General features: G+C 66.7%; 23 protein-coding genes and 1 pseudogene. 9 read left to right on the top strand and 15 right to left on the bottom strand.

The window, feature by feature from the left end; genetic code table 11:
- Positions 1 to 47: 47 nt before the first annotated feature.
- Positions 48 to 794 (top strand): hypothetical protein, encoded by a 747-nt coding sequence (locus ACPPVO_RS35065; RefSeq protein ID WP_426502836.1) that lies wholly within the window; start codon positions 48 to 50, stop codon positions 792 to 794.
- 678 nt (positions 795 to 1,472) lie between these two features.
- Here ACPPVO_RS35065 and ACPPVO_RS35060 read toward each other — a convergent pair.
- From ACPPVO_RS35060 to ACPPVO_RS35040, 5 genes are all read right to left on the bottom strand, one after another.
- Positions 1,473 to 2,600 carry a hypothetical protein gene (locus ACPPVO_RS35060; RefSeq protein WP_426502835.1) on the bottom strand — a complete coding sequence of 376 codons (1,128 nt, stop codon included), beginning with the start codon at positions 2,598 to 2,600 and terminating at the stop codon, positions 1,473 to 1,475.
- A 327-nt stretch (positions 2,601 to 2,927) separates the two neighbouring features.
- Positions 2,928 to 3,341 carry an MmcQ/YjbR family DNA-binding protein gene (locus ACPPVO_RS35055; RefSeq protein ID WP_426502834.1) on the bottom strand — a complete coding sequence of 138 codons (414 nt, stop codon included), beginning with the start codon at positions 3,339 to 3,341 and terminating at the stop codon, positions 2,928 to 2,930.
- Positions 3,342 to 3,567: 226 nt separating this feature from the next.
- Entirely contained in the window at positions 3,568 to 3,882 is a 315-nt protein-coding gene (locus ACPPVO_RS35050) for a hypothetical protein (protein ID WP_426502833.1), read from the bottom strand.
- Between the two features lie 62 nt (positions 3,883 to 3,944).
- The gene (locus tag ACPPVO_RS35045; RefSeq protein ID WP_426502832.1) at positions 3,945 to 4,388 is read right to left on the bottom strand and encodes a DUF2199 domain-containing protein; all 444 of its coding nucleotides are present in this window, start codon (positions 4,386 to 4,388) and stop codon (positions 3,945 to 3,947) included.
- Positions 4,389 to 5,368: 980 nt separating this feature from the next.
- Entirely contained in the window at positions 5,369 to 6,163 is a 795-nt protein-coding gene (locus tag ACPPVO_RS35040) for a hypothetical protein (protein ID WP_426502831.1), read from the bottom strand.
- A 121-nt stretch (positions 6,164 to 6,284) separates the two neighbouring features.
- Here ACPPVO_RS35040 and ACPPVO_RS35035 point away from each other — a divergent pair, with 121 nt between their 5' ends.
- Positions 6,285 to 6,920, top strand: coding sequence for a hypothetical protein (locus ACPPVO_RS35035; RefSeq protein ID WP_426502830.1), 636 nt, complete (start codon positions 6,285 to 6,287; stop codon positions 6,918 to 6,920).
- 112 nt (positions 6,921 to 7,032) lie between these two features.
- Here ACPPVO_RS35035 and ACPPVO_RS35030 read toward each other — a convergent pair whose 3' ends face one another.
- Positions 7,033 to 8,025, bottom strand: coding sequence for a DUF1152 domain-containing protein (locus tag ACPPVO_RS35030; protein WP_426514749.1), 993 nt, complete (start codon positions 8,023 to 8,025; stop codon positions 7,033 to 7,035).
- A 272-nt stretch (positions 8,026 to 8,297) separates the two neighbouring features.
- Between ACPPVO_RS35030 and ACPPVO_RS35025 the strand changes: the two genes are divergently transcribed.
- The 3 genes and pseudogenes from ACPPVO_RS35025 to ACPPVO_RS35015 all read left to right on the top strand — a co-directional run.
- Positions 8,298 to 9,182, top strand: coding sequence for a DUF4262 domain-containing protein (locus ACPPVO_RS35025; RefSeq protein ID WP_426502829.1), 885 nt, complete (start codon positions 8,298 to 8,300; stop codon positions 9,180 to 9,182).
- 88 nt (positions 9,183 to 9,270) lie between these two features.
- A complete protein-coding gene (locus ACPPVO_RS35020; RefSeq protein WP_426502828.1) occupies positions 9,271 to 9,828 on the top strand; it encodes a hypothetical protein in 558 nt (185 codons plus the stop codon).
- 331 nt (positions 9,829 to 10,159) lie between these two features.
- Positions 10,160 to 10,758 (top strand): annotated as a pseudogene (locus ACPPVO_RS35015) (transposase family protein); the annotation flags it as partial.
- Positions 10,759 to 10,826: 68 nt separating this feature from the next.
- Here the strand turns inward: ACPPVO_RS35015 and ACPPVO_RS35010 are convergent.
- Positions 10,827 to 11,555 carry a hypothetical protein gene (locus ACPPVO_RS35010; protein WP_426502827.1) on the bottom strand — a complete coding sequence of 243 codons (729 nt, stop codon included), beginning with the start codon at positions 11,553 to 11,555 and terminating at the stop codon, positions 10,827 to 10,829.
- Positions 11,556 to 12,409: 854 nt separating this feature from the next.
- Between ACPPVO_RS35010 and ACPPVO_RS35005 the strand changes: the two genes are divergently transcribed.
- Positions 12,410 to 12,988, top strand: coding sequence for an AAA family ATPase (locus ACPPVO_RS35005; protein WP_426502826.1), 579 nt, complete (start codon positions 12,410 to 12,412; stop codon positions 12,986 to 12,988).
- Positions 12,989 to 13,411: 423 nt separating this feature from the next.
- On the opposite strand, the gene ACPPVO_RS35000 is transcribed toward ACPPVO_RS35005, so the two are convergent.
- Both ACPPVO_RS35000 and ACPPVO_RS34995 read right to left on the bottom strand, forming a co-directional pair.
- Positions 13,412 to 14,029, bottom strand: a complete 618-nt coding sequence (locus ACPPVO_RS35000) for a hypothetical protein (RefSeq protein ID WP_426502825.1) — start codon at positions 14,027 to 14,029, stop codon at positions 13,412 to 13,414.
- Between the two features lie 417 nt (positions 14,030 to 14,446).
- Positions 14,447 to 14,845, bottom strand: a complete 399-nt coding sequence (locus ACPPVO_RS34995) for an Imm10 family immunity protein (RefSeq protein ID WP_426502824.1) — start codon at positions 14,843 to 14,845, stop codon at positions 14,447 to 14,449.
- 164 nt (positions 14,846 to 15,009) lie between these two features.
- Here ACPPVO_RS34995 and ACPPVO_RS34990 point away from each other — a divergent pair, with 164 nt between their 5' ends.
- Positions 15,010 to 15,717, top strand: a complete 708-nt coding sequence (locus ACPPVO_RS34990; RefSeq protein WP_426502823.1) for a hypothetical protein — start codon at positions 15,010 to 15,012, stop codon at positions 15,715 to 15,717.
- A gap of 1,165 nt (positions 15,718 to 16,882) precedes the next feature.
- On the opposite strand, the gene ACPPVO_RS34985 is transcribed toward ACPPVO_RS34990, so the two are convergent.
- Together ACPPVO_RS34985 and ACPPVO_RS34980 are read right to left on the bottom strand one after the other, a co-directional pair.
- Positions 16,883 to 17,260 carry a hypothetical protein gene (locus ACPPVO_RS34985; RefSeq protein WP_426502822.1) on the bottom strand — a complete coding sequence of 126 codons (378 nt, stop codon included), beginning with the start codon at positions 17,258 to 17,260 and terminating at the stop codon, positions 16,883 to 16,885.
- A gap of 319 nt (positions 17,261 to 17,579) precedes the next feature.
- Complete coding sequence (locus ACPPVO_RS34980) at positions 17,580 to 17,939, bottom strand: histone-like nucleoid-structuring protein Lsr2 (protein ID WP_426502821.1); 360 nt, start codon at positions 17,937 to 17,939, stop codon at positions 17,580 to 17,582.
- A gap of 304 nt (positions 17,940 to 18,243) precedes the next feature.
- On the opposite strand from ACPPVO_RS34980, the gene ACPPVO_RS34975 reads away from it, so the two are divergent.
- The gene (locus tag ACPPVO_RS34975; protein WP_426502820.1) at positions 18,244 to 18,525 is read left to right on the top strand and encodes a hypothetical protein; all 282 of its coding nucleotides are present in this window, start codon (positions 18,244 to 18,246) and stop codon (positions 18,523 to 18,525) included.
- 64 nt (positions 18,526 to 18,589) lie between these two features.
- On the opposite strand, the gene ACPPVO_RS34970 is transcribed toward ACPPVO_RS34975, so the two are convergent.
- The 3 genes from ACPPVO_RS34970 to ACPPVO_RS34960 all read right to left on the bottom strand — a co-directional run bounded on the left by ACPPVO_RS34970 (position 18,590) and on the right by ACPPVO_RS34960 (position 21,300).
- Entirely contained in the window at positions 18,590 to 19,423 is an 834-nt protein-coding gene (locus ACPPVO_RS34970; protein ID WP_426502819.1) for a hypothetical protein, read from the bottom strand.
- A 652-nt stretch (positions 19,424 to 20,075) separates the two neighbouring features.
- Positions 20,076 to 20,795, bottom strand: coding sequence for a hypothetical protein (locus tag ACPPVO_RS34965; RefSeq protein ID WP_426502818.1), 720 nt, complete (start codon positions 20,793 to 20,795; stop codon positions 20,076 to 20,078).
- Between the two features lie 106 nt (positions 20,796 to 20,901).
- Positions 20,902 to 21,300, bottom strand: coding sequence for an Imm10 family immunity protein (locus ACPPVO_RS34960; protein WP_426502817.1), 399 nt, complete (start codon positions 21,298 to 21,300; stop codon positions 20,902 to 20,904).
- A 288-nt stretch (positions 21,301 to 21,588) separates the two neighbouring features.
- On the opposite strand from ACPPVO_RS34960, the gene ACPPVO_RS34955 reads away from it, so the two are divergent.
- Entirely contained in the window at positions 21,589 to 22,122 is a 534-nt protein-coding gene (locus ACPPVO_RS34955; RefSeq protein WP_426502816.1) for a hypothetical protein, read from the top strand.
- A 329-nt stretch (positions 22,123 to 22,451) separates the two neighbouring features.
- Here the strand turns inward: ACPPVO_RS34955 and ACPPVO_RS34950 are convergent, their stop codons facing one another.
- Positions 22,452 to 23,003, bottom strand: coding sequence for a hypothetical protein (locus ACPPVO_RS34950; RefSeq protein ID WP_426502815.1), 552 nt, complete (start codon positions 23,001 to 23,003; stop codon positions 22,452 to 22,454).
- Positions 23,004 to 23,230 lie beyond the last annotated feature (227 nt).

Below are 23,230 nucleotides of genomic sequence, written 5' to 3'. Positions count from 1 at the left end.
ATTTCGTTGATGCGAACACGGTCAGTCGACGCGGGAGCTACCCGCACATGACTGCACTGCCCGATCACACCTCGAACCGCACCGCACCGCACCGTCCGACCGAAGGCCCGGACAACGCGACCCTGACCGGCGGTAGCGTCCCGATCGCCGTCTGGCGCCTCGACAACCGCGACGACCCGGCCGCAGCGCTGGCCCCGGACACCCGTTTCGCGTCGAGGCTCGCCAGCCGGCTCGTGCTCGTCTACACCGACCACGGCGGCGCGATCGTGGACTTCACCCAGGACCCGCAGTTCGCGTACGCCACCGCCCAGGCCCGGCGGGCCTACATCCCGTTCGGCGACACCGCCACCGTCGCCGACCCGGACGCCATGGCCACGGTCGGTCTGATCGTGGTGTCCTGGCCGCCCCGGCCTGCCATCCCGACCACGCGCGGGGCTGCGGACCTGTTCGCCGCATGCCGCCGCATCATGACCGCCGATACCTGGCTCATCGCCGCGGTGCGGTCGGCGCTGCCCGGACAACCCGGCGCCACCTTCGCCGAACACGCCGGCACGCTCCTGCCGGCGAGCAGCGAAGCCGGCTTAGCTCCGGTACTGCAGATCGTCGCGGTCCCCACCGACGGCGAGGGCGATGCATTCCTTTACCACGCCACAGACGCCGAAGCCGAAGCCGCCCGGCAGCGCCAGCCGGCCCGCCACACCGGCGCATCCCAACACGTCGACCTGCTCGTGTTCCGGAACACCAGGATTCCCGGCGGCTCAAAGAGAACTGACGGGCTCCCAGCCCACAGTTGAGGGCATCGTGCGGGCGGGAAGCGGCTGGCTCACCATCCCGACGAAGACGACCGCCACCTCACCGTGACCGGCCGGGCACACCTGACCGACGTCGCGCACGTCATCGCCGTCGACCCGATCAGCCACCGCAGCTACTTCCCCATCCCACACTGCCACGACGGGCGACCCGCGCTGCTCTCGTTCGGCCCGACCGATGACGGAACCACGCAACGGCACGCCGGACAGCAGCGTCGACTGATCGCTCGCTTCGCATCAAGGCGCGGAATCCGTTCGCGCGGATCCCACCTCGGCGACGCATGCCGTCGCAGCATCGGCAATGACGCCGGCACTCCCATGTGGCGTTGGTGGACAGGGGTGAACGAACGATGAGCGCAATGAAGCGTGTGGCTTCGTCCGTGAGAACGGGCCCAGATGTGCGCGACTTCCAAGCCCAGGTGGGCCAGCCTTCCTTGATCAATGTCCGTGAGCTTCGCACCCACCCTACGGCGGCGGTGGCGATCGGAACGACGGGTCGGATTTGATCTGCTGGCCGACCGGCGGCAGTTACGTTAAGTAGCGGAAACCAGTTCTCAGGCGGCTACCGGATCTGCCGATGTCCGTGCATCCGATCATGGCCGATCGGATGTATGAACAAGCCTCGGGCCAAGTTCTGGCCTCGCCGGTTCGCCGGATCTCGCGTCAGCCGCTGAATGCGTGCCATTCGAAGCCCAGCTGACGCAGCGGGCGCAATGCCGACCGCCAGCGGCTGCCGGCCCAAACCTGAGCCGACCCGTCGGGTTGATCGCGCACCGTCACCACGACACCGGGACCGACATAGTGATGCGTCGAACCGGTCGGCCGGTGCGTCGGAATCAGCTGCACGGCTCGCCAGCGGATCGGGCCTAGCGGCACAAGGCGGAGTCGCCGCCCGATCTGGCGCGCCTGCTCGTCGGTCACGGTGGCGACGGCCGCGAACGGACTGCCGATCGCAGCTCCCCTCAGCAGGAAATGCAGCAGGAAGCCGCTCAGCGGCTGCTGCGTGCTGACCACCTCGTCGGCGGTTTCACCGCGATCCCGGCCGTACAAGACTTCGGGTTCGGCGTCGGTGGGGTCGATCAGCATGACGAGTTCGCCGTCGTCCTCTGCTGCGAAGAGCAGCAAACCGCCTTCATGACGCAGCCGAGGATCAGACAGGATCAACTCCTCCCGGCCGAGCACCTCCCCGCGTCCCGCAGCAGCGCGATAGAACTCCGACAACGGCTCGGGCAGTTGGAGCGGCAGATCCACGGTTTCGTGCGAGACAGCGGGAATGTCGGCGTACCAGCCGGCGACGAACTCATGCATGGCGCGGATCGGATCGTGCGGCAGACAGGTCATCCATGTCGGGCCCGGCAGATCCTCGGGAAGCATGGGACGGACCAGGTCCAGCAGGTGCCACGGCAACCGTTCGTCGAGTCTGAGCACGCACTCGGAGAGCGGGGGCTGGTCGCTGTTGTGCGTAACCGACGCGATCGAACACTGAGAAACCTGGAGGCGGCCGAGCGGAAGACAGCCGGCCGGCAGCCGGACGAATCCCAGGATCACCGGCTCATCGCCGGCGCCGGCATCCATCCATCTGTGGGCCGAGCCCGGGATCACGCCACGCAGCACCACTTCGTCACGGCTCCACACGCCAGTACCGTCCGGCCGATCACCGGCATCGAGCACCACAACTGTGGCATCGGCTCCCAGTGCATACGAGACCCGCTCACCAGGCCGCACCTCGACGCCTGCCCCAGCGTGCGCTAGCGCTTGCCGTTCGGAGATCAAGGTCCAGCGTTCCGTCACGGGTAACATCGTAGAGCCGTGAACTGCGGCCGATCCGGACCGCGACCTACGGACCGTCGGATGTGCCCGGGACGACGGCTACTGCAGACTCCACTGCGACGTCTGGGCGTTGTGCTGCCGATAGGCAGGGCGATGTGCCGGCCGGGTCGAGTCGGCGGCGGTGTCGGAAACCGATGTCCGGTGATCGGCTGGCAGCGTGCAGCCGAGTGAGCACACCAACCAAGATCAGGTGCGCTGATCTGCCGCTGACAATGTGCGGAGCCGGTGATCCCGAATGGCGACCCAATCACAAGGTGCCGTCAACTCGTCGTACGTGCTGCGGATTAGCTAGTTCGGCGGGAGAGAGACCCGGGCGGCGAGAAACTTCGGGGCCATTTCGCAGTAGCTGTCGGTGAGGAGCTCGGCGATCTCGGTCCAGTCGGTGTGGTCGCCGAGGAAGGCGCCGGCGACGTTGCGGCCCCAGCCTGCGCGGAAGAACGGGAAGCCGCTACTGGTCAGGCCGAGCAGGTCGTCGGCAGGTACGCGAAATGTCATCAAGGTCGGCGGCTCGCCGGCGATCAGATGCCGAGGGTAGAACAGATTACGCTCAGGGTCCGCCGTGTAGACATGGGCGATTGTCCGCTTACGGATCCGCCAGCGGACGCCGATCCAGGCCGGTTCCTCATATGTCTCCGGCAGCCCCCAGCAGATCGGTCGCAGCCGGTCCAGGATCTCCGGCCGCACATCTCCAGGGGCGGACATGGGCCGACAGTACCGGCCACCGGCGAACTTCGCGGGCCGCCCGTTCGTCGCAGGTTTCGAGAGCGAGGAGCCACACGGACATGGCGGTGGGCTTGACCACGACCGGCCGCACTGATCTGCCGCGATGTGCTCGCTACGCAACGTCATGACTTGAGGATCGCCCAGCTCACTGACATGCCGATGAGCGCGCGCGTTGCCGAAGGCCGACTGCGCGTTCCCGCGCGGGCTACTGCAGTCGGAACCGCGCCCGGTCGCCCTCGATCACAATGTTGAACAAGGACACCACGACACCCCGCGGATCAGCCAACCACAACGACTCCAGAATCTGGCGGCTCGCGTCTGCGCTCCGCTCGAAATCCCCAGCGGCCAGACCCTCGGACGCGTCGACGAACAACCCGCGAAGTTCCAACTCGAATGGCCCCACTGGAACGAATCGACCACCCAACCAGAACATGTCCACGCCCATGTCACAGATCTCGCCGACAAGCTCGTCGCCCCGATACAACCGCCACGCCTCGCCGTTTCCTGCAGGTGCGCGCACCGCACGGCCCGTGCCTTCGCAGCGAGGAGGGTTCGCCGTCGACTCCCCATCACGCTCCTACGTCAGGCCTGCCGGTCGGCCGCAGGGAGCACGAGGTCGTGCGGCCACTCCTCGTGCAGCACACGGTCGAGCTGCGGGTCGCTGGAGCTCTCACAGTACGGTGTTTCATCCGGGTCGCGGACCACGGTCTGGACGGGAGTGCTGAGCAGGCCCCACGGTGGGACGGCGTTCGCGAGCCATCCCGCCATCCGAAGGTCCCGATATGCAGGCTCCCACCAGGTAGCAAAGACGGCTTGGAGGTGCGCGGGGTCGACCGCAAGCCAGACACCGAACGTGATGGCGTGTCCGTCGGTCAGCCTGACCGGAAGCAGCGCGCGGACGAAGGCCCCGACACCAGGAACCTGCATCATGACTGACTCGCGAGCGCTGGCATGGCTCATCCACGTGCCGGGTGTCCGCTCCTGCTCAGGTGTGTCGAGCACCGGGTCCGGCAACGTGAAGCGCACATGCCGGTTGTGCTCATCGAGGGGGCGACCACAGGAAGGGCATTCAGCACTCATCACGTGAGTGTCTCAAAACCCGACCGGCACCAACCCGTCCGACCGCCGGCGGCATCCGCTTCTGCCGCGATTCTCGCGCGGTGGCCAACCCGGAGGTCGTCACGCTCCGTGGCCGCGGCTCGGCGCCGCCGGCGCACACTCGTGCCGAGAAGAGTGCGTATGGACCGACGTCGGAGGCCATCGACTACAGCCCCTTTGCCGTACCTACCGAGTCAGACGCTGGACTCTCCACAAGCACGTCCCATCCTGCAACCTGCCGGTGCCGTGGCAATGCTGACGGCACCGGCAGGGCAGGCGACGGGGCCTGGGACGGAACCTGCAAAATATTGCCGAGGTCGTAGCAGCGACGGCGCCACCACGGCCACGCCCTGGGGGCGCAGGGATTCGGCAATGTCCGAGCCAGGAAGTCAGCATCGAGAGGCGCAACCACCCGGCCAAGGTCGCGGCCAGCCCGCCGACCCAGCGCGGTGACGGCCCGCTCGATGAGCTCCCGATCATCCCAGAGATCAAGGCCCGGCAGGTGCGGCTCCGGAAGATACAGTGGCCAACCGACCGCACCGAGGAAGGCCCCCCAACGCCGCAAGGCGTCCTCGACCGCCAGAGGCGGCAGGCCACGGCTCGCTTCGAAGCGGGTGATCTGGTGCCGGGTACCGGCTGACAGCGCGCGGCCCATGCCGCTTCTTTCCTAGATCCTGAGTAGAGCCACCATCGTAACCATGCCCTGTCAGAGCGGTCGATGGTCAACCGACCGGTGCCGACCGGGCAAGCACCGAACGGCCCGACCGCACTCTATTGCCGCGATCCGGTCGTAACATAGTGAGACCGTTCGCTCGTCACCTCTCGCCGTAACCGTCACCGTGACCGCTTCCGGGATGTTGTTCGGGTCAGGTCGAGCTGTTGCGGCCGAAGCCCTTGAACTGTTGGTCCTACCCCGTGTCCCGGCACAGCGTCGACGCTGTCCGTGCGATTGCCGGGTCGACCGCCCGGACCAGGGCATCGCGCAAGTACTCGGGAACAACCGCGAGCGCTTCACGCAGCGTTGCCACCGCTTGGTGCCCGCGGGTGCGCCCGGCGACGAGCGGGAGGCTCCACAACGCGACCGGCAGGTAGCGCGCATCGGCCAGCACCCGAGTTCGCAGCGCCGCCAGGGCGGTGTCACGAACCTCTTCGACCCAGTCAGCCGAGCGCAGCATGACGATCGGCATCAAGATCGCCAAGGGCCCTGTATCGGTGTCCGGCTCCAGGAAATCCCACGAGGACACCCATCCGCGGGTGGCTAGAGGATCTGTGGCGCCGATGCCGTCAGCCAGTCCATGTGCTGGTCCCGTCACAGCGAGGGGGCCGGCGCAGATGACGTCGATCGCCCGTTGCCGGATACGGCCATCCGGGTGCATCCCGGCCAGCACCCAGCTCACCGGTCCTGCAGTCCCGGCCACCAGCCGACCGCCGACCTCGTCCATCACCGCCGCATGCCATGCGAACCGCTGCCGCATGTGCCGATCCAGGTGGTTCCATCCGGCCTGCTGCCAATGGAAATCGAGCAGCTGGCAGATCAGCCGCACAGAACCCGACGGCTCCAACGCGACCATGCCCTCAACGAACGACCGCAACGCCTCCTGATGTCCGAACGCTGCGGCTTCCTTCGCCTCGATCAACCGGGCCAGCCAACGCGGCAACGCACCCCAAACCACCGGAGGATCGCTGAGATACGGCGCAGTCATACCGGCATTCTGCACGCTGATCCTGGGGTACCTCCCAGTCGGCGCCAAAACGATCTTGGCATCCGCACATGCCGCGGCGGGAGCGCTGGCGTTCATCACGGCTGGTGACGCACCGTAATACATGGCTGCGTTTCCTGTACCCAGCGCCCATCTCAAGCCCTCGGGTGACCTTGTCCTGCGGGCCGCAGTGGCGGCCTACCTCGGTCGCTACCGCGGCCAGACCCGACTGCACAGCGAGTCGGACCTACGCGTCTTCCTGCGCTGGTGCACCGACCACGAGCTCGATCCGCTCGTGGCGGTCCGGGTCGACATCGAACGGTACGTGCGCTGGCTGCAGACACAGCCGAGCGAAGTGTCCGAAGCGGTGCGCACCTTCGTCCACCCCGCCCTCGACCTCACCGGGATGCTGCTGCCCGGCATGCTCGAACGCCGCGCCGGCACGCTGCTGTTCGTCGCGGGCCTCGGCGCCGTCATCCCGCTGCCCGGCATGGGCGCCCTCGCCGTCGCATCGGCAGCGTTGCGCACCTACGCCCTGACCATAAACGCAGCACTCGCCGGCACCGGCGTATACGCCGGAGCGCTGGTCATCGGCGGGCTCATCGAACACGGCGACATCCACCGGCACGCCGTCGCCGCGGCAGGCCCGGACGGCGCCGCTGGACTCCCTACCCTCGACCCGGCCACGATCGCCGACACCGCCTGGGAACTAGCGGCGCGCCAGGAGCGCTCAGAGGCGATCTTCAACGCTCTCGGCTGATTTCGCATCGCCTGGCGGTGCGGTGATCCTCGGTCCGAACTCGCTGTCGGAGCGCTGTGAGCACCCGCAGAACGCGCGGCGGAGGCATCCTGATCTGGCGCCGACCGGATGTTCAGTGGGGAAACGAGCGAGGGATGCGGGCGATGGGGAGTTGGTCGCGGAACGCTTGGATGCGCCCGATGACCTGTCGCCTGCCGATGGTGTTCTCGATGCGGTCGAGGTAGAGACATCGGCCAGCGAGTTTGTCGAGGTCAACGGTGAAGTAGATCGCCATCAGCGGGTTGACGAACAGGGCGCTGCCGCTGGTACGCCCGGTGAAACGTACGTCTCCGAACGCGCCGCTGACGGCGGCGGTGATCTGGCCTTGGACGATGCTCGGCCGCTGCGGGGTGGCGGCCTGGGCGTCGGCGACCGCATCGCGGTACAGCGTTGCTTCCCGACTCGATCCGGGGATGGACAACGCGCCGAGGTAGCCGCCGTCGCGGTCGAGCGCGGCGAGGTTCTCCAGCACCTGGACGTGGTTGACGCCGTCGTAGGCGTCGATGCCGAAGCCGAGACTCGTCACCAGCTTCACCGGCACGTCAAGCGCGGCCACGGCGGCGAGGCTGGTGATGTCCTCCACCGGGGTGCCGAGGTCGCTCTCGTCACCGCGTAGCAGGATGTCCGTGCCGCCGTCGACCAGCACCACCGCATCGACGCTCAGATGTTCGATCAGGTACTGGTACGCGTCGCGCAACGTCTGGACCCCGAGCGGTGGAAAGGCGTACACCGTCGAGGGCAGATCATGTGCCGCCAGCCACCGGGCGAGCGTCCCTTCGGGAAAATACCAGTCCGGACTTGCCGTGTCCGGCCGCACCGCCACGACGTGCTCCGCCGCCCACGCGTCCCGGTCGATCAGTTCGAGCTGAGAAAACGACAGGCTGGCCAGGTGTACCTGCGCGCCGCCGTGCCAGAGGGCCAGCGCCAACGGCAGGCCGGCGTACACATCGAAACCCCCGCCCGCGCCGGCGATGAGAATGCTGCGCGCCGGAGCCAGCGCGGCGAACAGCGGCGGAACGGCCAACGAGTACGTACCCGACTCTTCCGGCAGCGCGGCAGGGTTCATCACCGCTCAATGATCAGCCATTACGCAAGCTACCCACACCCCTCAGGTCTCCGGCCCGTGCCTTGATCGGATGCTTTCTTTGCCGCGAAACGGTCCGACGAATGAGGTGGAGCCGACGGCTCGACCCGACTTGATCACGTTTCCGCATCTGCCGCGATGGTGCGCGGCGGCCACTCGTCCCCCCGTGGCAGTCGGTGACCGGACGCCCAACGCGGGTCAGGCGGGGCCGACTGTCGGGGGTCGACAGCGGGAGTGATCTACGCTCGGCGGCTATGACGACCTGGCTGGATCCGAATCGGGAGTGCTACTGCCACGTGTGCGTGCCGAACCCTGCCGACGACGGGTGTCTGGACTGGCGTGACGGGACGGCCGGGCTGATCGACAGGCACGGGTGGAGCGTCGTTGGTATCGACGCTGCGGACGAGGTACCGGCGCGGGCGTTCACGGTGGGCCTGTGGCACTCACTCGGGAGTCCCGAGATCGCCATGTTCGGGCTGCACCTGCGCGACATGCAGACGTGGCTCAACCGGCTCGGCAACCAGATCCGCGACGGCCGACCGTTGATCGCCGGGCAGCGACGCGACGGGGTGCTGGACGGCTTTCCGCTGGAGCTTCGGCCGGTGCATGACAGCTGGTACCCGCGGCTGTTCCTTGACGCGGTGAACTTCTACCAACGTCCGCCGCTGCCCATCGTTCAGGCAGTCTGGCCGGACCGGACCGGCCTGTTCCCCTGGGACGACGGCAGCGGTGATAACTGCCGGGCGAACCAGCCGTACTCGTGGCTTGCCGCCGAAAATCACGCATCGAGCATCTGGCTGGAACTGGACGACATCACCCCGTGGCCGTTCGCGAATACCGGAGCGCGGACCACCGTCTTCACCTTGCACCGAGTCACGGCAGGCGGGCAGCTCCGGGGCGTCGTCCGCGACCACGACGGGTCCTGGCAGTTCCTCGATGGCGATGCCATCGAGCCCGAGGACATCACGACCGCACACCTGCACCACGTGCTGGCACGCTGGCCCCACATCCGAAAGGTCGCCGACCTTCGGCCCGGCGAACAGGCCTGGCTCGACGCGAACGACACCTGGCAACGCAGTCGAATCGAGGCTGAGCGACCCGTTGATGGCTCACTTGGACGCAGTGCAATGCCGAAGTGAGATCAGCTGAGCACATCTGAGCCGCGATCCGCGCTCGTGGCCCGCGGTTACGAGCCGTGCGACGATGCGTGGACGAAGGACGTGAGGTGTGGCATCGGTGCTGACCGAGCGCTGGCTGGGCGAGTGGGCGACGCAATTGCAGGCCGCGGTCGAGCGGGCGCTTCGCGATGTTGTGTCGGGGTGTTCGTTCGAGGCGGACGATCATCGAGTGGGGCCGCCGGCGTCCGGGGCCGAGCTTGATCTGCTGCGACAGCGCTTACCGTGGACGCCGGATGAGCTTGTCGCGCTACACCGGCACGTCGGGCCGGTCACGCTGCCCGACATCAGCAACGGCTACTTCCTCTACGCGCCCGATGGTGTGCTGGCCGTGCTCGATCAGCAGGATCGGGCGGATCGGATCGGCGAGCCGTTCGCCGAACACATCGATGTGGTCGTCTTCGGCAGCAACGGCGGTGGTGACCTGTATGCCATCACGGTGACCGTCGGCCGGGTCTTCCGGTTCCAGGATGCCAGCTACATCGGCGGCGTCTACGACCGCACCAACCACGGCATCATGATCGTCGGCACGGACCTTCGCGATTTCCTCGAACGGTTCCTCAACGCTGTGAACGCCTTCGCCATGAACGGCGACATCACCGATCTCTGAGCGGATCCGGCGATCCGGCGGGCATCCGACATGCGGTGTAGCGCTCGATCACGTTTCCGCACATGCCGCCGATCGAGCGCACCGCCAGCCCGACAGGTGTGACTCTCCGTATGTGGCGCGCAGGTCCGGAGAACGACCCGACGCTCACTGAACTGCCGCCGATCGCGCGCCCTTGACAATGAGCCATTCCGCGTAAGGTCGTTGGACGGTAGGTAGTCAACTGCTGGCCGATCGAGACACGCCGAGGCTGTTGCGGTGCAACGGAAAGGCGCAGAACCCCGATATGAAGGTGGTCCTCTCACAGATCAACTTCATAGGGGTGCTGCGCCGAATGAGTGCCACATACACCGCCACGTTGACCCGGCGCGAGGCGACCGTGCTGTACGTCTCAAGTCTGCTGCACGCCGAACGCCTGCGCCGCGGTACCCGAGCCGACACCCGCGCATTGAGCTGCTTCAAGCAGGTGATCCTGGTCATCCGGTGGTTCCTGGACGGCACCCGGGTCGCCCAGTTAGCCGTCGACAACGCGATCGGCCGGTCCACCGCCTATGACTATCTGCACGAGGGCACCGGCGTCCTGGCCGCTCAGGCACCGAATCGGAAGCGGCGTTGCTCGCCGCGAAGATGGCCGGCTACGACCACGTCAATGTCGACGGGACGCTGATCGAGACCGACCAGTGCCGCACCCCGGGACCCACCCCGGGTGTGGATTTGTGGTGGTCGGGCAAACACGACAACCACGTCGGGAGCATCCAGGTCATCACCGCCCCGGACGGCTGGCCGCTGTGGACCTCGCAGGTACGCCCAGGCCGCGAGCATGACACCACCGCCCTGCGGGAACATACTGAGATGCTGCCCCTGCTGGTGCTGTGGACCGAAGGGCGGTTGCGTGTCCTGGGCGATCTGGGCTACGAGGGCGAGCTTGCGGCGAACGTCTGGCACGGGCAGCGCTGCGGACCACCCAGTACTCGGCCTCGTCCATCCGGCCGCAGTACCGGCTACCAGCTCGCGGTCCAGTGGTACCAGCCGCCGCCGAGGGGTCGGAACCTCGGCCACTCGAACGAACCGGTGTTCAACTCCGCGGTCGGCCCGGCCGGCAGGTAAGCGAAGCCGGCGTCGTCGATGAAGTTGCCGTGCGCTTCGTAGAAGACCGCGCCGCCAGGCACCCAGTAGGCAAAGACGATGGGGTAGGAACCCAGCTGGTTGGGCACGGGCAATGCGGTCCACTCACTGCCCGCCGGCGGGATCGGATGCCCGGCGACGACGGCCGCGAACGCGTCCCGGCTGGCCGCCCACCGCACTTGCAGCGGTGCGCCGACGGCGAGCAGCACCACGGTGAGCACGCCGATGATTGGCCCGACAACAAACCACCGCCATAAACGCCCAGTGCGGGTGGCAACAAAGATGATCCACCCGAGCCAGAACCCGGCGACGGCGAGAGACCCCCATCCGCTGGCCACCAACAAGTAGAAGTCGAAGCCCGGGTAGCTCAGCGACCACAGCACACAGCCCGCCACCGCGGCAGCGACGAGGTGGAAGGCCCAGATGAGCCAGGGGGCAGATCCGCGATTCCGTTCGGCCCGTACCTGCGCTGCGATGTGTTCTGCTCGTTCGGCCCGCATCAGCGCCGCAACGCGTTCAGCCCGTACCTGCGCTGCAAGGTCTGCCATGGTGACATCCTGCCGGGCCGGACCCGGCCGCATCGACCACCTCCACAGCATCTTCACCTGTCGACCTGGACCGGTATCTGGTGCGGTCGTCGCGAACAACAACGTGCTGCTGCCGCCGAGCGGGCGGGGCACCCACGCCGATACCCGGACAGGATCGTTGCTGCAGCCCCCGCCTTCGACCGCGATCGCACCACCTGACCACGATCAGTGATCACCCCGCTTGCCCGGGTAAGCCCAGGCAGGTCGACGATGCCGGGACAACGGCATCCTACGCGTTCGCGCGACTACGGCGCCGAACGTGCGGACGCGCCAGCACGCCGCAGACGAGCGTGCTGGAGGAGCGCCGGAATCCCGTCCGCATGATCGCGGCCGGTCGCAACCCGCGTCCTAATCTGCCGTCGAGTGGGCGCTGCGTCGGCCCGGTGGACGTCGGGGGCAGTACCGATCCCCGGCCGCCACGAATGCCACCACCTGAACCACGTCCTGCGACCCGAACTCACGAATCTCCAAGCTACCGAAGACGATCTTCACTGGAGGGAACATGGCGAGCAGCCTAAACCCCGCCCATCGGGGCGTAGCTGGACTCTGTCGTGCCGGCTGGGACTGAGCTGTTCCGCGTACCGGTGCGAGTGCGGTGGGTAGCTGCCTCGGGGTCGGCGCGGACAGGCCCGAGCCCGTTGTGGTGCAAGGGAAAGACGCAGAGCCCCGGTATGAAGTGGTGGTCCACCGCGCATCGGGTTTCCGTTGGTATGGCGGTCCCGGCGCACTCAACTGCCGCTGCCACGGCGCGGAGCCGGCCTGCCGCTCGTCACTGACCGTGACAACGCGCCGAGGGCGTGAGTGGTCGGACATGCCGATGTGCGGATGCCCGCTCATTGACGGAGTTCGGCTACGCGCGGTAGACGTGGATCGTGGCTGACGCTGGTGTTAGTGGCGACGATGGCGTACCGAGCGGACTTGTCCTGCTGGTCGGACCACCCGCGTCGGGCAAATCCTCCTTCGTCCGCACGTGGGTTGAGGATGGCCGGCTGGACGCGGCCGGTGTTGTCTCATGTGACGCCATCCGCTACGAGCTGTTCGGACCCGGCGTCGACGTTCGCGATGATCCGGCGGTGTTCGACGAGATGGACCGGCGCATCACAAAGCGGCTGAAAGCAGCCCATACCGTGGTCGTCGACGCGACCAACGTCATGCCCCGTGCACGGACCAGGATGATCGCCTGGGCTCAGCGGTACGGCCAGCCGGTAACGGCGTTGCGGTTCCGGGTTGCGGCCGAGGTCCTGATCCGCCGCAATGCGCAGCGCCTCGGGCACGCGCGTGTGCCCGCTGACGTTGTACTGCGCTCTACGGAGGCCGCGGCACGCCACACTGGCCGTGCCCAGTTGATCGGTGAGGGCGTAACCCTTGTCGTGGATGTGCCCGGTGAGGCGGAAGGCGTGAGCCCGGCGCAGGCCGCAGCGACGATCCGGCTCAACGCACAGCGCCGTTGACCTCTAGGTCACACCCGATCGCAGCGGCGCGCCTCGCAACGAAGGTGCCGCCGATACCGTCAAGATCGCCGCACCCATGCCGGCATGTCCGGCATCCGCTGCATCACACCTCGGAGATCCGCCCATCCCCGACTGGATCGGACGCACCGGGCTCCAGGCGTTTCGCCCGAGGTTGGGATGCCGCCTTCGACGAAACCGGCCCCTGGAGTTCGTCAAAGACCCGAGAGTCGAGACATCCGGCGACGATCATGGCATCCGCACATGCCGCGATCAGCTCGCTACGGAACGTCATGGGGAGTTGGTCACCAGGCTCGCGGACATGCCGATGAGCGGTCGTTCTGACGACGGCTCGCTTGGCTGCGGATTTCGGCCACGGGCGGCTCCGTGGCGATCGAGCCGTTGCGAATGGAGCCCGCGGCATGCCTACGCGGCGAGCAATGCCTGTGTCAGGACCGCAAGGTTGGAAACGACCGGGGTCTGGACGTCGGCTAGGTGCTTGCGTGGATCGCGCCGGCACTCGCAGCCGAGGCCGATGGCACCTGCACGCTGGGCCCGGCGCAGCCGCCCGGACGAACCGCTCACGACGAGGCAAGCAGCAAGCGGCACGCCGAGCAGATCGGTCGCCCGCTCAGCGGTGTGCCCGGCATCGAATGCGGAAAGGTCGAGACCTTGTCGAGCTGCCACCGCATCGACGTGCGGATCCAGCGCGTGCGCTCGGAGGGCGGCCAGCACCGCGTACTCGGACAGGTCGCTGATCACCGCCACCTTGCGGTCTGTGGCAGAACAGACGGCGAGAAGTCGGTCCAGGTTCCGCGTCGGCTTGGCGGTGATCGCCGCGTCCAACTCCAGACCCGACACGAGCGCCTCCGCCTCAGTGGCATAGTCCGGTTCCCGCTCGGCGAGGTACGCCAGCGTCTCGTGGATCCCGAACCATGAAAGTGTGATCGGCAATGGGCGTGGCCGGTATTCGCGTCTCGACAACAACTCCGTGACCGCCCGCTCGCGGCTCTCTGGACCCATCGCAGCCTGAATGTCGAACATCACACCATCGAAGTCCAAGAGCACATGTCGGGCGAGACCGACGGCGCGCGCAACGTGGTCACGTACTCTCGGTGCCGCCCGGCCAGCAGGCTCATTCAACCCATCCCCGACATTCCTCCGCGACAGCCGATCATCGCGTGTTTCGTAGCATCCGTTACCGACCACCGGATCTTGGCAGTACCCGGTATCCGGTAGCAACCGGCGGTCGCGCTTGCCCCATCTCCGCAAGGCCGTCGCCCGGTTCAGGGACCCCAGCGCGCGATCGTGGCAAGCCACGCGTGCAGCACTCAGGTGCTGTCGGCCTCCCGACGTGTCACGGCCCGGCCGGTCAGGTCGGCGACATACGGCGACCCGGTGCACGGACATGCCGCGATCCGTGCGAGAGGGTCAACGTGCGGAATGTGCTCAGCTAGGCGGTCACATACGCACTCTCGGCTGCGCCTCTGGTCGGCCGTACATCAGGATCCTGGCCAAATACTCCCGAAAGACCTCGACAGACCGAGCATCCGCCGCCAACTGGACCACGATCTCAGTATCGTCAAGATCGAGATCGGCGAGCGCGTCTGCCGCGACAACTACGCGCATTCGATCACCGCTGATGCTCAGTTCCCGCACGCAACCGTACGCGGTTCCATGGGTCTCAGTGACCAGGCAATAGGTGTCCATGCCCAACCGCACGTCCTGATCGTCCGGGGGCTCACTACCCGCCTGAAAGATCAGCGCACGGCCGGTGCCGTCGTCTCGCTCCGCGACGGCGGCGACCAAGCAGAGCTCGTCGTCAACACCGGCCACGTGCGCGACAAACTCGATCGGCATGGCGTCGTTCCTACCACAGACGAGATCGCATCTTGCCGCCAATGCAGCCGCGCCGACATCCGCTATGCCGCGGACGTTGCGCAGCGACGGGACCGTGCCGCGGATGCCAGTACGTGGTGGCCGGGCGTGCTGTTCAGCGTGGTAGACCACCGGATGTGGTTGCGATGGAATTCCGGGCGGGTGACGTGCTGACGATTTCGTGCCCGTTCGTCGAGACAACGGTCATGCGAGTCTCGGAGTGGCACGTGGCCGTCCGATGGCCGTGGTGGCAGGTCGACCCGGACGTGCGATGGGCGAGGTGGGACGGCAATGCCGCGCTCGCTCGCGATCCGGAAACCTTCGACTGGGCGAACGAGCTGTTCCGAACCGACCCGTCGGCCGGTGTCCTGGTGGCTGGGGCGCGCTGCCGGGTCGGCATCCCGCCTACCGTGGTTCACGTGATGGACGTGGTCAGCTTCGATCCGCCGTTGGAGACGGGCATGCTTCCGCGACCGCGCCGACTGTTGAACCTTCTCCACAAGGGCGTGTCGGTCGACCTCGACTCGGACGACCAAGGCTGCTCCATCGATCCAGACGGTGACATCCCGTTGAGTATTGAGTTGCTCTTTCGGCCGTACGCATTCCTTGACCTCGGTGATGATCTCGTCGATGCCGCCGGCCGTGCCTGGCGCTTTGACGGGCCGTGGATCTGGCACCCGTACGACGGGCTGAGCGGAGTGCCGGCCTGGCCGTTGACCCTGCTGAATCGCGTCGGCCTCGAGCTGCTGCCGGAGCATCGCGCGGAGATCGCCGCCGCCACCGCCACCGGTTCCCACAGCAACGAGATCGACCAATGGAGCATCTACGCTGAAGCTGCGCCACCTGTACATTGAAGAGCCGATCAACCGAACCTCGAGCATGCGGGGCGTTCAGGTCGCCCCACCGTTCTCGATCGCGCCGTCAGCGGCACCCCGGCGAATTTGTGCAGTTCCGGACCAGCGCCGACTTCGGACCACACTTGGCGGAATACGTCTCAGCCAGGCCCGGCACCCCGGTCACAGATGATCTACCGGATCTGCCGCGATGCGGGCGCTCGGTGGCTCTCCCTTGGCAATTGCTCTCCGGAGGTTGGCGTCGTCGCTCGGCGGGTCGGCTCGGCACTGGCGAGGCCGCAATCACATCGTGCGCTGGAGGTACGGGTGTGTGGTCGCTACTGTGCCGTGCCTGGTGCCGACGCGGAGCCGTTCTTCGACGTCTGCGTGCCACGGGCTGGCCGGAGTCGCCACACTCCTACCCCACAACCCGATCGCTACCACCGCCGTGACGATGGGAAGCGGTCCGGGTCCTGGGCTGGTGGACTCGTCCACCGTGGTGCACAGATCTGACGCGGAGTACCGCAGCCTCGAAAAGCGCCGTGAAGAAGGCGTCCTGCTGCATCGTCGCGTCGCCAGGTTGGAGGCGTGCCGCGGTTGCGCCCGGGATGATCGGCGTCCGAGGCGGATCGGTCGTCCGCTGATATCGCACCGCGAACGTGTCGGTGGCGTCGGTGAACACATCGGCCACCTTGCGGGCCGAGGACTGGTCGGCGGACCGCTTCCACGACCCGAGCGTCGAGGGCGCGCTGAGCGGTGACCGTCGGCGGCGGCGAGGCGTTGCGGGCGGCGACACCACCGCTCCCTCCTCGGTCGCCGCAGCCGGAAGCAACGGTTGCTACCAGCACCAACATCAGCGCCGGGGTGACTGCGTCCGGTGTCCTCACGAGCCTGCCGACCCGTCATCGAACGACGACGAACGCCCATGGCCCCGTACCGCCGCCCGCTTGTCGTCGGTGATCTTGTGCCGACCCGCGCCGTGGTCAATCGCCTGACCGAACATGAGCACGGCGAAGTGGGTTCTTCGGATCTCCCGCGACAGCGACCGGCGCTCGCCGAAGCGCCTTGATCACGTTCCCGCACACGCCGCCGACCGGTCATCCCGAACTCGCCGAGCCGGCTCGCGTGGGCACGGATTTGGGCTATCGCGCTGCAGCTCGGACGCGTGTGGTGGCGGGCATGGACACTACCGTGGCTGCCGTCTCCACACGTAGTTGGGCGACACCGTGGAGAAGGTTGGTGCGCTGCCGAGCGCTGCAAGGCCGACGTGCCGCGGAACTATCGCGGCCCGCGGAACGGACGACGAAAATCCACAGAGGACGACCTCCACCCGCCCGCCGTTGTCGGCAACCTCGGCGTCGCACAGATCAGACCAATCCACCGAGTCCAACATCGACACGTAGCACCACTCGTCGTCGATGAGACCGACGATGACCCACTCGACGCTTCCCTCGTCCGACTCCCAACTGAACGTCGGACCACCATCGCCGGCCGTCGCAGCAAAGATGGCCGCAAGTTCCTCGGACGGGATCACCTGATCCTCCGGGCCCCGCAGTGTAAACATCTGGCCTCAATATGTATGCCGGAGTTTCCACCGCCAGTCGAGTGGCGGGCCGGACGATTCCAACCTGCCGCCATCGTCCACTTTGCGCTATGCCGCATTGCGCTCGTCATCACCGGTGACGGCTGTGCCGGACTCGGCTTCCGGACGTGTCATTTACAGGGCGATGACCACCCCTACGCCGATGCGGAACGGTCCCGCTGGGTCCGGCGTTGTCGCGATCTGTCCGCAGGGTTCCCCGACTTGCCGCGGCAGTGGGCGAGCCGTTCTGCGCTGTGCCGAGGACGCCTGCGCGGCCCGCGGCAGCCGGCGCATTGTCAGCTCAACGGCCGGCGGCGGCCTGGTAACGGTCGAGGATCTCTTGCTTGATCCGGCCTCGGTCAGACACGTCAATCCCGTTACGCTGCGCCCACTCGCGGACCGCACGATTCTGATCCCGATCGCCGCGAGGAAGCGCACCGGGAGTTCGGCCGGCCCGGCCGCGCGCCGTCGGCGTGACTCCACCCCGACCGACCTTCGTCCCAGCGGCCACGAACGGCGCTACTGCCTCGCGTAGCCGCTGCGCGTTGCGTGCAGAAAGGTCAATCGCGTACTGCATCCCGTCAAGCGCGAACGACACGCTCTCATCAGCCGGCTTCCCGTCGATATCGTCGATCAGCTCGTGAATCACCCGTCGCGCCATATCCCACTCCCTCCGACCGCACCCAGACGCCCTCCCAAGCGGCAAAAGTCCTGAGGCGCGGCATCACCCGAACCCGGCGGCATCAACCGGATCGTTCATCGCCAAATCGGCTCTTCAACAGCAACAGAACCACACGCCAGGAATCGTCGTCAACCTCCGCCGCTCCACGACAGTTCCCGACCAGCGGCATCCCGCCGGACATCGCGTCCCACCGGCTACATCTGCGCCTGCCGCACAGGACCTGCGCAGTGCAGCCTTCGAGCGTGAACCACGCTCGCACGGAATACACTGCACAGCAAATACCGTGACATTGTCGACGCCAACGGCTCTGTCCGAGGAGCACATCCCGAATCGGGACCACGGATATCTGCGACTGGACTTGAAGTCGCCAAAGCGTCAAGCTGACGAAACCTCCATCGACTGCTCAACCAGGCCGTTGACAGCACAGCCACATCCGTCGGTTCGCGGCTATCAGGACACGAATATCGGTGATCTTGGCGCCCGCATCTGCCGCGATCCGCTCGCCACCGATCGCAGCGGCGGCAGAGTCGCGGCGACGGCTGCGGTCGAACGCGGCAACGGGTAAGAGGCGGTATGTCTTGCGGTCCTGCTGACGGTCAACGAGCTACGTTGCGCCGGAGTGGAGGGGCTCAGTCCGAGGAAGCCAGGTCCAAACGCCGCCACCAGGCCTCGATCCCATCGGGCGGGTAGCGGCTGAGCCACCAGATCCAGGGAAGGTGCTGCGCCAGCTCGCGTACGACCGGCAGCGGCACTGCGTCTCGCAGGCATCGCAGCCCGGGCGGTATGGCCGCTGAGGTGAGGTTGAGCCAGGCGATCGCGCCGCCCAGGCGGAACTCGACCGGCAACGCCGGATCGGACCACAGCGCCTGTGTCCAGGCCAGCGCCTCTGGGACGCGGTCGAGCTCCCGGTGATGCTGCGCGAGACCAATGATGAGGATCATCCTCACGGCCGCGTTGCCCTCGAGGTCGAGCTTCGACCTGAGGACCCCGGTCAGATCCTCGATGACAGGTAGCGCGGTGACCAGCACGTAGGCCGCCCGCCCGCGTACGCCGGGATCGTCATCGTCGAGCAGGTCGATCAGGAGGCGGGCGTCACGCCCGACCATCACACGGACAGCGTCCACCGACCAGTTCTCGAAATATCCCCAGGGGGCATAGACCGGAATCGGCTGTGCGGCCCGCAGCATCCACGGACGCATCTCCACGCGGAGACCGTCCGTCCGCGCAAGGTCACCGACGAGCTGCAACACTTCGACCCGGCAAGCGAATCCCCGATTCGCCGCCATCCGGATCAAGGACGGCACCAGGAACGCAGCGCAGACAGCCGTATTGCCATTGTGGTCGACAAGGCATCGCAGTGCGCCGAGCGCCTTCAGCGCAGCGGCAGGATCGTCGCCGGCCAACTCCTGGACGACGGCACGAATCTCGAAAAGCGACGGGCCATGGTCGTTCACGATCTGCAACCTGGGATCGTCCAGGCTTACCGGACCAGGTGAGAGACCTGCCACAACGGTCCGCACATCGAACTCGGGAAGCCACGGTCGGTCCGCCTCGTCAGGCTGCCAATCGCCTCGCGCCACGATGAACCCTTCTGCCGACCACGCCAACCACCATTGTCATCAGACTGGAGCCGCGGTCCTTCAGAGTTGCAGCACCCACCGGTCCAACACCATGGCGATCACCACGGTTGGTGGATCCCTTCGCAGCGGTGCATGAGCTCAGCCCGTGAAACCGATCTTGGTTTCCGCACATGCCGCGATCCGTGGCCTTGCGCGCACTGGACCAGGCCGCCCTTATCACGCGACGTAGTCGGCTACGACCACTTGAACCTAGCGCAGCAGGGTCCGGCAAGAGCGAAGGGCGTCGTTGGCGACTCGACCGCGCTGGGCTCACCGACCGCCATTCCATCAACATGGGTGGGTCCTGAACTCACGAACTCACGAACACAAGAATCGGTCGTCGGCTGGTGGGGCGCCCGGAGCTCGCCGACAAACGGGTCCCGAAGTACGGACCAAGCCATGCAGGTCTCGCGTGAGCGTCGGGCGTGCGCTGCAGTGAGAAACGTCCCAGCTCACAGCAGGCGGTCTGCGGCCGTCGGTATCGAACGCGTGGCCGTCACTCTCTGTCTTGGAACACCGCGTCGAGGATTGACTCGGCGATGCGCGCGGCATCCGCGGGCAGGACGCTCCGGTCATCAGCAGGGTTGGTGGTCCGGGCGGCGATGACCAGCTGCTGCAGCTGTTCCCCGAGCGTTGCCGCGCCGGCCCGGTCGAGGTCCATACTCAGCCAGCGAAGCCATTCCCCGATGATCCCCGCCTCGTATCCGTTCTGCCGTGTCTCGATCACACTGCGGTCGGACAGCAGCCGAATCGCGGCCGCAAGGCGGCGATGCGGTGCGTCGTGGCCGTCCAGTGCCAGACCGCGCTGGTTGGCCGGGTGTATCCCGTCCCGGTCGGACGTGAGCACGTCGAAAAGTACCGGCCCGGTTTCGGGTAGCGGCATCACCTGCGCGTCAGCGGTGATGTCCAGTCCGACGTCGACTCGGGACGCGTAGCCAGGGTCATCGACCCGAATGATGACGCGCTGGGGACCTGTGCGCGAAATCCGCTGCGTCCACCGCCCGAGCCGTTCCATGTCACCGACGAAGATCCGATAATCCTCCAGCGCCAGGTCCCCGTCGAAAACGAGCGCTCCGAGCACCGGCATCGAACCTGACCAGAACGACACCCGGGTGTGGCCGGCCTGCCCACGTGTCTTGACCACAACGTGCCGCCCGTCAGCGTCGGCCGGACCGTCACCCCAGCTCAGCTCCGGCCAACTGACCGATCCCACCACGAGAAGACCATGGTTCGCGTACACCTCGACCGCGCCCGTCAACACCGGCGACCGGCCTCCGATTCGGGCGAGAACGTCAACATGGGGAATGTGCTCGGGTAGGCGGTCACATGCGCACTTTCGGTTGCGCCTCGGGCCGGCCGTACGCCAGGATCCGTGTCAGGTACTCCCGAAAGACCTCGATCGACTCAGCATCCGCCGCCAACTCGACCACGATCTCGGCGTCTTCAAGATCGAGAGCGACTAGGGCATCCTCCGCGACAAGGACGCGCATTCGACCATCGCTGATGCTCAGTTCGCGCACGCAACCATACGCGGTTCCCTGGGTTTCGGTGACCAGACAGTAGGTGTCCATGCCCAACCGCACGTCCTGATCGTCCGGCGGCTCATGCCCCGCCTGGAAGATCAGCGCGCGGCCGGTGCCGTCGTCCCGCTCCCCGACGGCGGCGACCAAGCAGAGCTCGTCATCAACGCCGGCCATGCGCGCGACAAACTCGATCGGCATGGCGTCGTTCCTACCACAGACGAGATCGCATCAGTCCTCGATAGAACCGTGCACGGCATTCGCGCGTTCCGCCGGGTGTCCTTGATCAGATTCACGGATCTGCCGCTGCGGGCGTTCGGCAGCGGGCGGTACTCGTCACCGACTGTGAGGATCCCGGGCTTCCCATCGTGCCGAGATCAGTGCATTCCGAGAAGTGCGCGCCGCTCACCAAACCGTCGGACTGGCGGTCGCCCTGGTGAATGATGTCGATCTGGTTTCCTCCGTACCTCACTGCCAGACTGTTGGGTCGTGGATACACTGGCGGTGATCGTTACGACGTTCGGCGGCGCGCTTTCGGCGACGCTAGGTGTTCTTGTGGGCGGTGTGGTCACCCGTCGGGTGCAGGAGCGGCATTGGTTGCGCGACAAGCAATTGCGCGCATACGAGGAGCTGTTCTCGCAGTACGCCCGGTTCATGATGGCGCTGCGGCGAGCGCACCTGGACCGAACGCCGGTCGACGTCGACTGGGGTGCCTGGAGCGTCTCGCTTACCTCCGCGAGCCTGGTCGCTCCGCTGGGCGTGGCGCGGGCGATCGACGCGTTTGGGAGCGCTGTTGGCGTCTTCCTCGACGCGGTGTCAACCCGGGATCCCATCGCGAACCCGGTCGACGAAGAGATTCTGACTGAGGCGTCGCGTCCGGCGGCGGCGGCGCAATTGGCCCTGTTGAACGCGATCCGTCGGTCTATGGGGCGCGCCTTGGAGGAACTGCCGTTCTACATCGGCGGTACGCTCGGCCGCCATCCCGAGGGAACGGCGTCGCCCCGCGACCAGCCGCCTCGCTGACCGCGTCCGACCGTGAGGCGTGAACCGGGCGGAATAGTAGCGTTGATCGCCCAGCTACGGCCCTCAGGCCGGCATCCTCATCTGCCGCCGAGGGTGCGCGACCTCGACCACGTCTGTTACGCCGCGTGACGACGTCCCGCTTCGGTCGGCGCGCTGAACTGCCGAGATGAGGGCGCCTCCGGCTTGTCGGCATGACCCCGAACGTTTGCTGGGTCTGGTCAGGCTGCACTCGATCGTTGGGCCCTCAGCGTCGATGCGTTCGCCGCGCAGCGGGTGTTCGCGGCGTGTACGTCGGGGTGGCGGGCGTTGGCATTGCGCTGCGACCGCGATTATCCGATGTGGATCACTAAGGCCTCGTCGTCGTGCAGCGCTGCTATGAGCCTGTGTAGCAGGATGAGTCCATCGTCGAGGGCCTGCTGCACCTCCTCGAAGCCGCCTCCCGCGCCATCGAAGTACCGTTCGGCGGCCGCACGGTCCAGCCGTGCCGGGTCCAGTGCGGGTAGGTGACGCTTGTCGGCCGAGGTGATCAGGTATGTCAGGTCGTACACCGCATTGACGGCCTCCGTCTCCGCACGGTATTCGGCCGTCCCGAGGGTGGTGCCCGTGTCCTCCAGAAGAACCATCAGATGCATCAGCGCGTAGCCAGACCAGTTGTACAACCCGCCGGATACGCCTAGATCGTTTTCCTGGAGGTAGTTGTATACGGGCACCACCATGATCGACGAGGTTGGGTTCCTCCAGCCGATTCGATTCCTGAACTTCCTGATCACGGGCCAGCGGTGGGTGGCGGCTGGGATCATTACCGGCTCGGCGTTCGCGGCCTGCGCGAGCCCGGGTACGGCGGACCGGTCCAGCAGGTAGAACGACGCTATCGCCGACATGGCCGCCGCACCGTCCCGACGCCACCCTGCGTCATGGCTCTGGCTATCCCCATAGTCCGGCATGCTGCCACAAACCGGCCGCACCCGGGGGAACGCACAACGTCCTGATCTGCCGCCGATGGAGCGGTGGCGCCGGCGAATCGTTGATCGGCGGTCCGAACGGTGCGTTCGAACATTGACCGCCGAATCTACAGTCGGAGGTATTCGACGCGTCGGAGGGACGGTGA

Origin of the sequence: Dactylosporangium sp. McL0621 (genome assembly GCF_049995355.1) — a bacterium.
Classification (GTDB): domain Bacteria; phylum Actinomycetota; class Actinomycetes; order Mycobacteriales; family Micromonosporaceae; genus Dactylosporangium.
This window is presented reverse-complemented; position numbering and strand designations above follow the sequence as displayed.

Bases quoted from the DNA above. Each gene is read 5' to 3' on its own strand.
- ACPPVO_RS35055 (WP_426502834.1), bottom strand. From the start codon at position 3,341: ATGTCCGCCCCTGGAGATGTGCGGCCGGAGATCCTGGACCGGCTGCGA.
- ACPPVO_RS34980 (WP_426502821.1), bottom strand. From the start codon at position 17,939: ATGGCGCGACGGGTGATTCACGAGCTGATCGACGATATCGACGGGAAG.
- ACPPVO_RS34990 (WP_426502823.1), top strand. From the start codon at position 15,010: ATGGAATTCCGGGCGGGTGACGTGCTGACGATTTCGTGCCCGTTCGTC.
- ACPPVO_RS34995 (WP_426502824.1), bottom strand. From the start codon at position 14,845: ATGCCGATCGAGTTTGTCGCGCACGTGGCCGGTGTTGACGACGAGCTC.
- ACPPVO_RS35030 (WP_426514749.1), bottom strand. From the start codon at position 8,025: ATGAACCCTGCCGCGCTGCCGGAAGAGTCGGGTACGTACTCGTTGGCC.
- ACPPVO_RS35000 (WP_426502825.1), bottom strand. From the start codon at position 14,029: ATGTTCGACATTCAGGCTGCGATGGGTCCAGAGAGCCGCGAGCGGGCG.
- ACPPVO_RS34985 (WP_426502822.1), bottom strand. From the start codon at position 17,260: ATGTTTACACTGCGGGGCCCGGAGGATCAGGTGATCCCGTCCGAGGAA.
- ACPPVO_RS35040 (WP_426502831.1), bottom strand. From the start codon at position 6,163: ATGACTGCGCCGTATCTCAGCGATCCTCCGGTGGTTTGGGGTGCGTTG.
- ACPPVO_RS35065 (WP_426502836.1), top strand. From the start codon at position 48: ATGACTGCACTGCCCGATCACACCTCGAACCGCACCGCACCGCACCGT.
- ACPPVO_RS35035 (WP_426502830.1), top strand. From the start codon at position 6,285: ATGGCTGCGTTTCCTGTACCCAGCGCCCATCTCAAGCCCTCGGGTGAC.
- ACPPVO_RS35025 (WP_426502829.1), top strand. From the start codon at position 8,298: ATGACGACCTGGCTGGATCCGAATCGGGAGTGCTACTGCCACGTGTGC.
- ACPPVO_RS34960 (WP_426502817.1), bottom strand. From the start codon at position 21,300: ATGCCGATCGAGTTTGTCGCGCGCATGGCCGGCGTTGATGACGAGCTC.
- ACPPVO_RS34950 (WP_426502815.1), bottom strand. From the start codon at position 23,003: ATGTCGGCGATAGCGTCGTTCTACCTGCTGGACCGGTCCGCCGTACCC.